The following is a 12,769-nucleotide window of genomic DNA, read 5'->3' on the forward strand; positions in this document are numbered from 1 at the left end:
AACCGCCCGAGGGCGGCTTGTGATTAACAATAGTAAAAATAATCTTCATCTTGCTTGCGTGGAAACGTTCTTCTTGTCTACAGTCCGCTTAATCTGCAGCAGGCTCGTCATCAAATAACGTAACCCGTTCAATGCCTTCTGCGGAGATTCGTACCAGACCAATGTCCGATAAACGAAGCTCAGGAATAACCACTAATGCGAGCAGGGACAGGGTCATAAACGCGTTATTCAGCGTACAGCCAGCCGATTGCAGCGCTTCGCTGACAGCCGCCGATTGCTCTGCTACCACTTCGAATGGCTCCACAGACATGAGCCCTGCAATACGAAGCGGGAACTCGGTTACTCCTTCATTCGTAACAACAGCTACACCGCCTTGCATACGGATGACCCGATTCCCCGCCTCAGCCATTAGCGCATCATCGTTGCCAATAATCAACAGATTGTGGCTGTCATGGGCTACCGTCATCGCGATGGCAGCTGGTGCTATAAACCCGATGCCGCCAACCAGGGCAACAGCCCGATTTCCTGTTTGCTTATGGCGTTCCAGCACCGCAATTTTGCACACCTCACCCGTTGCTGGCAGAACAACCTTGCCGCCCTGAACATTCACTTGCACATGTGTTTCCTTGGTCTCCACATGATTCTCTGTCACATGAATTACTCGCGCACCGATGGTGCCTTCCATAATTGGAGCAGCCAGCTCCAGATCCCGAGGCTGAATATTGGCTTCAAGCTTCACCGTATTGAGAGCTTCCTCAGGATACGTAAAGGTATCCCATACTGCTGTCATCTTACCGTTCTCCGCTACCACTTGCCCCGCAGCAATCGTCATGCCTACACGCACATCTGCAAGGCGACCGTCCAGCAAAATAATGTCAGCGATGTTGCCCGGAATAACGGCGCCGATATCACGCGCTACGCCGAAGCGTTCAGCTGTATTAATCGTTGCCATCTGAAATGCCGTTACAGGCTTCACCCCTTGAGAGATGGCCAGTCGAACAACAAAGTCCATGTGTCCTTCCTTGAGCAGTGATTCCGAGCTTCGATCGTCTGTCACCAGCATCATCCGTCGGGTATCCAATCCAAGCTCTGTGCAAGCCTTAATTGTCTCAGCAACGTCATGCCAAGCGGACCCCTGACGCATCTTCGCATACATGCCAAGGCGCAGCCGTTCCACAACATCCTCTTTGGTTACACACTCATGATCCCCGGTAACACCACTTGCCGCATAAGCGGGCAGGCGCCAATCATCGGCTGCCCAGGTAAAGTGACCATCTGCCACCTTGCCTGCACGCAGCGTTGCCTGAATCTCTCCGATCATCGTTTCATCTCCGTACACAACTCCAGGGAAGTTCATCACTTCACCCAAACCAATCATGTCCGGGCCCCAGGAAAGCGCCTCTGCCACCTCTTCCGGGCCAATATAGGCTCCCGTTGTCTCCAGACCCGGATGAGTGGAGGGCACACACGAAGCCACCTGCATATATGCAGCCATAGGCGTAGTACGTGCTTCATCCAGCATAAGCCGCAATCCTCTAAGCCCAAGCACGTTGGATATTTCATGCGGATCGAAGAAACCACCCGTCGTTCCCGAAGGCAATACTGCTCTTGCGAACTCGGACACCTTCATCTGTGTACTCTCGATATGACAATGACCATCCAGCAAACCAGGCGCGATATATTTGCCCTTGGCTTCAATGATTCGGGTATGCTCTCCAATCGTATGGCTTACATCTCTGCCGACATAGGCAATTCTTGCCCCTTGTACAGCGACTGACATGTCTGGCAAAATCTCACCCGATATGACATTGACCAGTGTACCTCCTCGGATCACAAGTGTTGCCTTCATATCTCCCCGTGCTGTTGCAACCAGATCGGGTACGCAATCGGCCATCAGCGGCCGTTCAAAATTTGTTTTATTCAAGCTCCCTGCCTCCTTCAATCAATCCCCTATTCCCTTCATAACGTTACCTGTGCCCCTCATGAAGGTACCAGCATCCCTTTATCCTGCAACGCTCCAAAAAAAAATAGATTGTTACGATTATATGAGTCTCGGCTCGATGTGTAAAGAAAAATTACATCAATTGTGTATACACACAACGAAAACCACCTGAATTATCAATATGCACTAAAAAGTGTCTGCTTACTTCACCACCCCAGTCAAATCTGGTCTACATTCAGCATGAATAAAAAAATAGGCTAACCAGAAGTTGGGATTCAGGTCAGCCTATCTTAATGCATATCAACTGCGATTCATGATTAGCTCGCAACATGGCAGTGAAAACCAGCGTTACTCTACACGAGTCGCAGTAATGTCTTTCACCTCATACCACTCCTCAGACTGTGAGGTAATAAACGGACTAGGTCTTCCTAGAGAATATACGTGCAGCAGATGCATCGCTCGCGTACAGGCCGTATAGAACAGCTTACGTTCCTGTTCATGGGAATAAGCTGTGGCAGACCCGTCATAGATCAGTACCGCGTCAAACTCGACCCCCTTTGCCAAATAAGCAGGTACAACATGAACACCCTGTTCAAAAGCAAGTGTCGTTTTTTTGATCAGTTTGGGCGCAGTATCCAGCTTCTGACTTAGAAGCGCATGAACCTCGCTGCTCTCTTCTGCTGTTTTGCATATCACTGCAACTGATTCATATCCCTGTTGAATCAGATGATGAAGATCAACTGTAATGTGATGCATATGCTGATCCCGATCAGCAGTTACGATGACTTTTGGCTTTTCGCCACTTCGGTTAAACGGTATAATCTGCTCGCCGCCGGGAACCATGCCCCGTGTAAACTCTACAATCTCCATCGTAGAGCGATAACTGCGCGTCAGCTCAATAACCTCTGTATTCTCTGGTCCGTAAAGATCACTTAACGGTCCTGTCCCGCTAAGTACAGACGAGTGGGCATAGATGGCCTGATTAAAGTCACCAAGCGCCGTAATTTTGGCATGCGGGAACAGCCTTTTCATAAACGCCAGCTGAAATGCAGAATAATCCTGCGCTTCATCAATAATGACATGACGGATGCCGGAGTTAATATGGAAGCCAAGCAGCAGCTCTCGCAAATACAGATACGGTGTGATATCCTCATAAGCCAATTCCTGCAGCTTCAGCCTGCGCAGCGTCATCGTTGAGATTTCTTCCCAGTGTGCAGGCAACGGCTCGTTGTCCAGCAAACGCACCATCTGTGCCTGATCCTGAAACAGATTCGCATACAGCTGACGGATGTCGACAAAACGCAAGGATTTGATCCATTTACGCAGAGGTTTGAGCCGGTCACTGACAACCATTCGGGCCAAAATCTCTCTTTCCTGCTGGAAGTCATCAAACGTATGTGATTTCCCTTTCTGTTTGCGTTTCAACCGTTGATAAGCGCGCTGCAGGTCCTCCGGCTCCATCACATCAAGCTGCTGATCCACCCAAGGCGCATCCAGTTCACTTTTGCCATATGTCGATAGCTCTTTCAGCAGCCAGTCTCGCAGCAGCTCCAGCCGGCTCACCAGCTTGACAGATGAACCAAAGCTATAAAATTTCTCCGCCATCGCTTCCGAATCCACAATCACCTTGCCCTGAAAACGCACGTGCTTGAATTTCATACCACCGGAAAGCATGCTTTCCTTGTAACGCGTGATAACCTTCTGAAAGGATGCAGAAGACTTGAAGCGGATACTTGACATTCGTGCAGCATATCCCGGCTCTTGCGTGCCTGTAAGTACATATTCAAGTTGAATAAACGGGTCCTCCAGCTGGTATTCACGTCCTAATCGGCGCTCCAGATACTCCTGAAATGTCGTTTGCAGCATGTTCTCTTCTCCTAGCTCCGGCAATACCGTTGATACATAGCTGTTAAACATCGGATTCGGTGAAAAAAGAACCATCTGATCCGCTTGCAGATGCTCGCGGTATTTATAGAGAAGGTACGCTACCCGCTGGAGCGCAGCAGAGGTTTTACCACTGCCTGCCGCTCCCTGCACGATTAACATTCTCGTCCGGTCATTGCGAATAATCCGGTTTTGCTCCTTCTGAATCGTTGCCACAATGCTTTTCATCTGTGCATCCGACGTTCGACTGAGCACAGCCTGTAGCAGCTGATCCCCAATCGTGACGCCCGTATCAAACATAAAGCGTATACGTCTGTCACGAATGACAAACTGCCGCTTCATCTCGATCTCACCACTAATCTCGCCGCTTGGCGTACGATAGGTAATCGGTCCTGGTGCACCGTCATAATACAAGTTGGAGATGGGGGCACGCCAATCATAGATGAGGAAGGACTCCTCCTTCTCATCCAGCAGCGATGCGATCCCCAGATAGATGTGCTCCGCACCTGCATATCCGTCCTCCTTAAAATCAATACGTCCGAAATACGGGGAATGACGCAGTCGTTTCATTTTATCCAGAGCCGCAGCTGTGTTCAGATGACTTCGCTCCCTGTCGGACAACACCTGCGACTGCTGTCGCATGCTTGTTGACGTCTCCCCGACATCATCTGCTTCACTGAAGTTCATTGTGACCTCATCCCAAAATTCTTTTCTCATCTCGACCACTTCGCCACGGAAGGAACCGACTTCTTCCTCCAGTGCAGTGATTCTACACTCAATCAAATCAGTCACTATATTAACCCGCTGTTGTTCCTCATGCCATTGCTGTTCTGTACTCATGTATTGATACGCCCCTCTTTCCCCGGATTGTGTCTTCAAATAGCCATTGGACAAGCCCGAAAAGGCAATGGTATATGTGTAATATGTTTATTTTTTCAAGTCCTCGATTGTTGCTGCCCAGCGTCCTAAAGCACTGGCCGGATCCTTTAATTGGAAGGTAATGCCTGATGTGATTTCTGCATAGGGTGCCTCATCTATACGAATATGTTGTATATTCCCTTCATATCTGTCGCGCGGATGCACAGCCTTCGCCAATTCCGGCAAAAGGCGCACTTCCAGACGGATATGCAGCAAACGTTGTCCGTGAATTGCAATTAAGGTAGCCTTGCCTGTTTCCATCATATTCATACTCGTTTGAGTGCCTTGCCAAAGTGCCAGCCTGAGGCAACTCGGGCTTATTGCCAGCACTTCTCCCATGCTAATCATAGCCGTATGTGCCCATTGCCCGCCTGTTACCGTGAGCAGCTGCATCGCCTCATGCTGCTTGGTCTCCAGCCGGCTGCCATTCATCCATTCCATCAGTTCTGTATCAAGCTGATCTATATGCATATCCTTATCCCTCGATTCCTGACCCAATAGACCAAACAGCCCGGACGCTAATGTCCGGGCTTGGTTGTTATTCTATTGTATATGATTTTCCAGGCTAAGGCCATCTCAGCCAGTTCAGTAAATTGTCATGTGAATCCTTATCCTCGCCAACACTATGCACATGGTCTGCCAGCCGATTTAATCGTTCCAGCTGATAGCCATAGTCGTAGATGGCTGCGGCTACGATGGATAATCGTAACATACCTTCCTTGTCGATATCAAACTCCTTGATCGCCTGTTCCATGAAATGATCGTTATCGAGTACAAACTGTGCTGCTTCCTCACCATTCGGCTTTAGCTTGTCTTCGAATTTAAGTAAAGCATGCTCATGGAACTTGATCACCCGTTCCAGATGTGTGTCAAAGAACAGATCCATATCCGGGGTACGCTGTGCCTGAAAGTAATGACGTTCAACGGAATCCAGTACATCATATCCTTTTTGCAAACTCAACAGCATCTGCTTGTATACAACCATCTGACGGGTCTCGCTGAATTTGGCACGCTTCATCTTCTTCTGCTCTTCCTCAAAGAGATGATACTTGTCAGATAAGGACTTGATTGACCCACCAAGATTACTTTTCTCCTCCCGGAAAACAACCTCTTTGATCTCGTCGGAGATCGAGGTGCGAAGCAGCAAGGACATGCCGTTAAATACACTTTGGATCTGCTTTACAAACTGCACCTTGGGTTTTGGCGGAAACACCGAGATGTTAATCAGGAATGCAGATATGATGCCTACAAGAGTCAACAGGAACCGATTCAGTGCAAAGTGCCAATCACCTGAAGCTTCCATAATAGAAACCACCGTGACCAGTGTCAGCCCCACGGTCTCACCCATATTCAATTTAAGACAGATCATGATAACAAGCACAATAATTAATCCGACTGCAATGGGTTCATTGGACAACACCATGCCACCGAGCAAAGCCACAATAGCTCCCAGCGTCGTTGTCTGCAGCTGATCCAGAAAATATTTCCACGAACGATAGATGGAAGGCTGCATCGCAAAGATCGCTGCAATCGCGGCAGGTACAGGAGATTGCGGATTCAGGAACATACTGCTCAGATATAAAGCCAGTGTGACCGCGATACCTGTCTTAAGTACACGTGCACCAAATGACATGGCATGCACCTCCTCTTACCCAACCGGTTCGTTTACTTTTGATAATGATCATGTTCATGATTACCCCATATTTCTTATTTTGCCTGAATGAGTTCAGGAGAACGATTAATTGTACCATGACATGTTATGCCTTTGCTATTCCCAGTTCATGAACGTTATAGAAACAACAAAAAAACCTCATCCCTTGCAGATGTTCTGAGCATAATTTAACCCAAAACCTGCAAAAGGATGAAGCTTATTTTCCGTTTCCTTGCATCTTAGCCCAAGCAATCCATGCTTTGGTTTAACGAGCCGTCCAGCCGCCGTCCGCTTTAATGACATCTCCGTTTACAAAGCTGGAATCATTCGAGCCAAGGAACAAGGCCACACGAGCAATCTCCACCGGCTCGGCAAGCTTGCCTGGTCCAGCATCTCCAATAGCTGCCATTCCCAACGGATGCGGCGCCGTAATCGTTGTCTGAATATTCGTGTTCACACCACCAGGCGCAATCGCATTGGCCCGGATGTTTCCGCCTTCACGACCATAGGTCGAAGCAATATTTTTCGTTAAACCGATCAGAGCATGCTTCGAGGCAACATAGGCTGCGCCGCCACGTGTCCCAAACAACCCACCCACGGATGCATTGTTGACAATAACCCCTCCGTCGCTCTGATCCTTCATAATATTGATCGCAGCCCGGCACGCCCAGAACGGACCATTCAGGTTAATATTCATCAAGCGCTCCCACAGCTCATCCGTCACATCACCAACCGGTGTGAAGTTGTCCATTACTCCGGCATTATTTACTAAAATATCAACCGAACCATAAGTTGAAGCAGTGGTTTGAACCATACGTTCAACGTCATCTTTCAACGCCATATTGGCAACAATGCCCGTGGCTTCTCCCCCGGCTTGCTTGATCTCAGCCACAACTGCATCTACAGCAGCCTGATTAATATCAACAACTGCCACTTTAGCGCCTTCCTGTGCGTACAATACAGCGATAGCTCGTCCCATGCCGCTTCCTGCACCCGTTACAATTGCTGCTTTCCCCTGAAGTTTCATCTGCATGCGCTCCCTTATATTCAAAATGCTGAATCTCTATGCTTCCATGTGTTGAGTAACGTACACACTTATTTTATACAAATGATAACGCTTACTTCAATTAACAACTTTTAATCATTTGTTCAAAATCGTACATTTCAATTATAATATGTTCAATATATTGTTTATTTTGTACATAAGGAGGGCCATATGTCATGCGCGAGAACATCGGGGTTGCCCGAACCAAAAATGCTTTAAAAGCCGCTTTACTATCGTTGCTTCACGAGAAGGAGCTGCGTGAGATCACCATCACTCAGATTACATCTGCAGCAGGTTATGCCAGAGGTTCGTTCTACTTTCATTATCAATATAAAGAGGAATTGCTGGATGAGCTCATTGACGATACGATCCGGGGATTCACGACCTCCTTCAAAGAACCGTATGAACGTAGGAGGCACGAGTTTAACCTTATGAATATCTCCTATCCCACTGTTACTATTTTTGAATACATCCATAAAAATGCTTCTGCCTTCAGGCTATTCTTTACGAGAAGCAATATGGGTTTTCAGGAAAAACTTGCTCAAGCGATACAGGCCATCTACATACAGGACATGGAGCTGCTCTTTCCCGCGATACCTGAACATATCAATCGAGACATTATCACCCATCATCATGTGTACTTGCTGCTGAGCTTCATCGCCTTCTGGATCAAGTCCAACTTTAAATATTCCCCTCAATATATGACCGAGCAGATGCTGGAGATTGCAAAGTTAAATTCGGTCTCACATAAGAACAAACCACTCGAAACGTAATCATAACCATTCTTCGGCTGAAAAAATATAAAAAAGCACACCGTCTCCAAACAGAGACGGAATGCTTTCACAATGACATGGGTTGTTGACACGCCGGCGATTGGCTGCCGCTTGCTTTACTGCTCCGTACCTTGCCATTCGTTCTTGAACTGCTCTACGAACCGCACCATGTAATCATGACGCTGCCGAGCCAGTTCCTTACCACGGGAAGTATTCATCAAATCTTTGAGCTTGAACAATTTCTCGTAAAAATGATTAATCGTTGTGCTGCGCTCATTCCGATATTGCTCACGGGTCATCTGCTCCCGTGGCGGAAGTGAAGGATCGTACATTTCACGCCCGCGAGCACCGGCAAATGCAAAGGTACGGGCAATGCCGATTGCACCCAGTGCATCCAGACGATCTGCATCCTGTACAACTTGGGCCTCAAGGGAGCTGAGCGCAGCTACTTGACCACCTGCATACGAAATCGTGCTAATAATGTTCAGCACCGCATCCCGCGTGGCTGGAGCAAGCGGCTGCGTATCCAGCCACGCGTGCAGCTTCGCCATGCCCGCCTCCAGGCTGTCATTGAGCTTCTCGTCCGGTACATCATGCAGCAGTGCAGCCAGTTCACAGATGAACGGGTCAGCCCCTTCATCATGAGCCAGTCTGGCTGCAAGAGCTGTGACGCGCTCAATATGAGTCCAGTCATGTCCATCGGAGTGCCGGGATGCGTCCTCCTGTACAAAAGCACGAGCCGCACGCAGAATGGATTCATTCACTGGATGATGTGATCGCTTCGATGAATGAGGTCGATCGGAGGTCATCAGGATTCTCCACCTTCACGCGTCTGCTCTCGCGGCACACGTCTCGCCACGCCCGTCTTGATTGCCGCCTCAATGACACGGCTGCGCATGGATTTCACCACTTTATCGTTAAATACACTTGGGATAATGTAATAACGAGTGCGCTCTTCATCCGAGATGGATGAGGCAATCGCCTGAGCTGCCGCCAGCTTCATCTCTTCATTGATTTCCGTTGCCCGGCAATCGAGTACCGCCCTGAACATGCCTGGAAAACAAAGCACATTATTAATCTGGTTCGGATAATCAGAGCGTCCTGTCGCCATAACAGCTACAATATCCTCAACCAGAGCCGGCATAATCTCAGGCACCGGATTGGCCATTGCAAATACAATAGGATTATCCGCCATCGTCTGTACATCCTCGCGTGTAAGCAGATTGCCGCGAGACAAGCCGATAAAAACATCGGCATCGCGGATAACTTCCCGCAAGGAACCCGTCTCCAGATCAGGGTTAGTGCGCGCTGCATACTCTGTCCAGACCTCATTTTCATACGTATTCGTACGGACGATTGCACCCTCGCGATCCACACCGATGAGTCGCTTCGCACCGGCAGATAGCAAAATATTGCTGCATGCCACGCCAGCGGCCCCGATGCCACACACTACAATTTTCACATCATCAATGGATTTTCCAACCAGCTTCAGCGCATTTATCAGACCTGCATACAGCACAACCGCTGTACCATGCTGATCATCGTGGAACACCGGAATGTCCAGTTCTTCATTCAAGCGGCGTTCAATCTCGAAGCACCGCGGGGAAGAAATATCCTCCAGATTGATGCCGCCGAAGGCTGGTGATATCGCTTTCACCGTTCGGATGATTTCTTCGGTATCCTGAGTATCCAGACAGATCGGGAACGCATCCACACCTGCAAACTGTTTGAACAGCATCGCTTTTCCTTCCATAACCGGCATCGCTGCACGCGGTCCGATATTGCCAAGCCCCAGCACCGCGCTGCCATCAGACACAACGGCAACGGTATTCCGTTTAATTGTGAGTGAGAAAGCTTTCCCCGGCTCCTCGGATATCGCAGAGCATACCCGGGCCACATCCGGTGTGTATACACGCGACAGGTCTTCCCGGTTGTGAATCGGGGTTTTCGGTGTCACTTCAATCTTGCCGCCCAGATGCAGCAGGAATGTACGATCCGATACGTTAACGATAGATACGCCTTTTAGTTGACGCACAGCTTCTATAATTTTACTGTTGTCCTGTGAGTCGGTGACTGCAACAGTCAAGTCGCGCACACTGACATCCTGATTGGTCGAAATGACGTCAATGGCAATGATGTCTCCTCCAGCTTCCGAGATGGCCGAGGCCACTTCGCCAAACTTGATATCTTTCGTTGTCATTTCCAGCCGTATAATAATGCTGTTGCCGTCCAGATTTCTCTGATTCATTCCAATTCCTCCCAGACAATGAAAGTCTAAAGTTGACAAGTTACGTATTTGTCTTCGCTACGTGGACACGATTATCCTTTATCTTGTCCAGAAAAAGTGCTGAAGCCCTATTTCAGCATCAAAAAAAGATTACCCAAGCACCTGCTTCGAGGCACTTGGGCAATCCGTTTATCGGCTGTTTCATATTATATTATGCTATTCCTCTGATGCAATTCACTGACATCGCCTTATTTGCGATTTGCTGCTCTGCGTAGCACGCGAATATCGTAAGGTTGCAAGCTCATGCCAGATTGCACCGCTTGACCGCTGAGCACATCGGTATACGCCTGATTGTCCAGCTGAATCTGCTTCTCGTTCTCTGTATAGTTCTGTACAAATACATAGTCGGAATGACCGTCTGTACGAACATGAGCCGTTGTACCCGCAGCCAGCTCGGACTTGAGTCCGCGCTCCAGATCGAGCTCAGCAATCAGCTTGCCGTAGAAATCATCGTAAAATGGTGCTTTCATACGTGCAGCCATATAATAGGCCTTGCCCGAGCCCAGCTCGTTCACAGTTAAGGCCGGTCGTCCTGCATAGAAATCGGAACGATAAGAAGCCAGCGACTTCGCACCCTCCAGATGAATCAGATCACAGAGCTCAATTGCATCATATTCCGCTGTAAGCCCAAGCGCATTGCCCTGCTCTGGAATAATGCCGTTGAGTTCACGATCATGCAGTCCGTCAATCTCTTCAGACCAGATGCCCAGCGTTTTGCGAAGCGGTCCAGGGAATCCTCCCAGGAAGCACAGATCGTTCTCATTAACGATGCCCGACCAGTATGTTGCTACAAATGTACCGCCCTGCTCCACAAACTTTTCGATTCGTTCGCCTACACCCTCACGAACGAGATAGAGCATGGGTGCAACGAGCACTTTGTATTTGGACAGATCGGCATCCATATCAATCACGTCCACGGCTACACCTTTTTTCCAGAAGGCTTCATAGTGAGCCTCTACCGTCTGCTCGTATTTCACACCGATGTTGCGCGGACCCTGTGAATCATTCACAGCCCAGCGGTTTTCCCAATCAAAGATGATTGCAACTTCGGCAGGAACCGACGCCCCTACAATATCCTGCATGCTCTGTAGCGCTGTGCCTACGTCTGTTACATCCTTGAATACACGCGTATGCTCAGTGCCTACATGGTCAACCACAGCACCATGCAGCTTCTCGCTGGACCCGCGGCTTTTTCTCCACTGGAAGTACTGCACGCTGTCTGATCCGTGAGCTACCGCCTGCAAGGAAGACAACAGATGCATACCCGGACGCTTCAGCTTGCTCACATCCTGCCAGTTGGTTGAGCTTGGCGTGCTTTCCATCAGCAGGAACGGTTGACCGCCTTTGATGGACCGTACAATATCATGCATCATCGCAATACGGGACGCCTGCTTCGCATCATCCTCTGCATCATGCCATGTCGGGTAGCTATCCCAGGAGAGGAAATCAAGAATATCTGCGAACTTCCAATAGTTGAGACCGCCGTAGAATTCCATCAGGTTGGTAGTCACAGGCAGATTCGGATTTTTCGCCTTGAGTGGCTTCGTCTCGTGTACGATGAAATCTGCTGTCTGATCCGTTACGAAACGGCGCCAGTCCAGATTCATGGCATGAACCTGAGTCTCACCATGCGGTGCCGGAGATTCGACCTGACTCCAGTCTGTTACCGTATGGCTCCAGAATGTTGTCCACCACGCATGATTCAGCTCATCCAGCGTTTTGTATTTATTTTTCACCCAGCCGCGGAATGCCTCCTGACAGTAGTCACAGTGACAATCCCCGCCGTATTCATTCGAAATATGCCAGCCAATGACGGCAGGATGATCCGAATACCGCTCGGCCAGTTTTGTGTTCATCTCCGTCACCTTTTCGCGATACACCGGAGACGTATAACAATGGTTATGACGGAAGCCATGAAGGTTCCGCACCCGATTTTCGGAGACACGCAGCACTTCAGGGTACTTTGCTGACATCCAAGCTGGTCTGGCACCACTTGGTGTTGCCAGAAAAGCGTAAATGCCACTCGCTGCGAAACGCTCCAGCACCTGATCCAGCCATTCAAACGTATACACGCCTTCTTCCGGTTCAAGTGATACCCAGGAGAAAATACCGATGGACATCACATTACATTTGGCTAGTTTCATCAAGCGAATATCTTCTTCCAGCACTTCAGGATAACGGAGCCACTGCTCCGGGTTGTAGTCTGCACCATGCAGCATATGCGGTGCTTTGGAACTTACAGGTGGAAATTGGTATGTCATGAGTAAAA

9 protein-coding genes are annotated in these 12,769 nt (G+C 49.0%); 1 reads left to right on the forward strand and 8 read right to left on the reverse strand.

Translation table 11 applies throughout. The annotated features are described in order from the left end of the window. Positions 1 to 88 precede the first annotated feature (88 nt). The 5 genes from DFQ00_RS01115 to DFQ00_RS01135 all read right to left on the reverse strand — a co-directional run bounded on the left by DFQ00_RS01115 (position 89) and on the right by DFQ00_RS01135 (position 7,422). Positions 89 to 1,894 carry an adenine deaminase gene (locus tag DFQ00_RS01115; protein ID WP_110894041.1) on the reverse strand — a complete coding sequence of 602 codons (1,806 nt, stop codon included), beginning with the start codon at positions 1,892 to 1,894 and terminating at the stop codon, positions 89 to 91. Between the two features lie 396 nt (positions 1,895 to 2,290). Further along, entirely contained in the window at positions 2,291 to 4,666 is a 2,376-nt protein-coding gene (helD, locus tag DFQ00_RS01120) for an RNA polymerase recycling motor HelD (protein ID WP_110893314.1), read from the reverse strand. Positions 4,667 to 4,753: 87 nt separating this feature from the next. After that, a complete protein-coding gene (locus DFQ00_RS01125) occupies positions 4,754 to 5,215 on the reverse strand; it encodes a pyridoxamine 5'-phosphate oxidase family protein (RefSeq protein ID WP_110893316.1) in 462 nt (153 codons plus the stop codon). Between the two features lie 94 nt (positions 5,216 to 5,309). Continuing rightward, complete coding sequence (locus tag DFQ00_RS01130; protein ID WP_110893317.1) at positions 5,310 to 6,377, reverse strand: FUSC family protein; 1,068 nt, start codon at positions 6,375 to 6,377, stop codon at positions 5,310 to 5,312. A gap of 283 nt (positions 6,378 to 6,660) precedes the next feature. After that, positions 6,661 to 7,422: a glucose 1-dehydrogenase gene (locus DFQ00_RS01135; RefSeq protein ID WP_110893318.1), complete on the reverse strand. Its 762-nt coding sequence runs from the start codon at positions 7,420 to 7,422 to the stop codon at positions 6,661 to 6,663. 194 nt (positions 7,423 to 7,616) lie between these two features. Here DFQ00_RS01135 and DFQ00_RS01140 point away from each other — a divergent pair, with 194 nt between their 5' ends. Then, entirely contained in the window at positions 7,617 to 8,213 is a 597-nt protein-coding gene (locus DFQ00_RS01140) for a TetR/AcrR family transcriptional regulator (RefSeq protein WP_110893320.1), read from the forward strand. A 116-nt stretch (positions 8,214 to 8,329) separates the two neighbouring features. Here the strand turns inward: DFQ00_RS01140 and DFQ00_RS01145 are convergent, their stop codons facing one another. From DFQ00_RS01145 to DFQ00_RS01155, 3 genes are all read right to left on the reverse strand, one after another. Beyond that, positions 8,330 to 9,022, reverse strand: coding sequence for an HD domain-containing protein (locus tag DFQ00_RS01145; protein ID WP_110893321.1), 693 nt, complete (start codon positions 9,020 to 9,022; stop codon positions 8,330 to 8,332). After that, positions 9,022 to 10,461 carry an NAD-dependent malic enzyme gene (locus tag DFQ00_RS01150; RefSeq protein WP_110893323.1) on the reverse strand — a complete coding sequence of 480 codons (1,440 nt, stop codon included), beginning with the start codon at positions 10,459 to 10,461 and terminating at the stop codon, positions 9,022 to 9,024. Before DFQ00_RS01150 ends, DFQ00_RS01145 begins: the two co-directional genes overlap by 1 nt. 227 nt (positions 10,462 to 10,688) lie before the next feature. Further along, on the reverse strand, positions 10,689 to 12,761 hold the full coding sequence (locus tag DFQ00_RS01155) for a beta-galactosidase (RefSeq protein ID WP_110893325.1): 2,073 nt from the start codon (positions 12,759 to 12,761) through the stop codon (positions 10,689 to 10,691). Between the last annotated feature and the right edge of the window lie 8 nt (positions 12,762 to 12,769).

It is taken from the genome of Paenibacillus barcinonensis (assembly GCF_003217495.1).
Classification (GTDB): domain Bacteria; phylum Bacillota; class Bacilli; order Paenibacillales; family Paenibacillaceae; genus Paenibacillus; species Paenibacillus barcinonensis.

What these genes read in the sequence shown, in the direction of transcription:
- helD (WP_110893314.1), bottom strand. Translation starts at nt 4,666, where the DNA reads ATGAGTACAGAACAGCAATGGCATGAGGAACAACAGCGGGTTAATATA.
- DFQ00_RS01145 (WP_110893321.1), bottom strand. Translation starts at nt 9,022, where the DNA reads ATGACCTCCGATCGACCTCATTCATCGAAGCGATCACATCATCCAGTG.
- DFQ00_RS01130 (WP_110893317.1), bottom strand. Translation starts at nt 6,377, where the DNA reads ATGTCATTTGGTGCACGTGTACTTAAGACAGGTATCGCGGTCACACTG.
- DFQ00_RS01125 (WP_110893316.1), bottom strand. Translation starts at nt 5,215, where the DNA reads ATGCATATAGATCAGCTTGATACAGAACTGATGGAATGGATGAATGGC.
- DFQ00_RS01135 (WP_110893318.1), bottom strand. Translation starts at nt 7,422, where the DNA reads ATGAAACTTCAGGGGAAAGCAGCAATTGTAACGGGTGCAGGAAGCGGC.
- DFQ00_RS01155 (WP_110893325.1), bottom strand. Translation starts at nt 12,761, where the DNA reads ATGACATACCAATTTCCACCTGTAAGTTCCAAAGCACCGCATATGCTG.
- DFQ00_RS01140 (WP_110893320.1), top strand. Translation starts at nt 7,617, where the DNA reads ATGCGCGAGAACATCGGGGTTGCCCGAACCAAAAATGCTTTAAAAGCC.
- DFQ00_RS01115 (WP_110894041.1), bottom strand. Translation starts at nt 1,894, where the DNA reads ATGGCCGATTGCGTACCCGATCTGGTTGCAACAGCACGGGGAGATATG.
- DFQ00_RS01150 (WP_110893323.1), bottom strand. Translation starts at nt 10,461, where the DNA reads ATGAATCAGAGAAATCTGGACGGCAACAGCATTATTATACGGCTGGAA.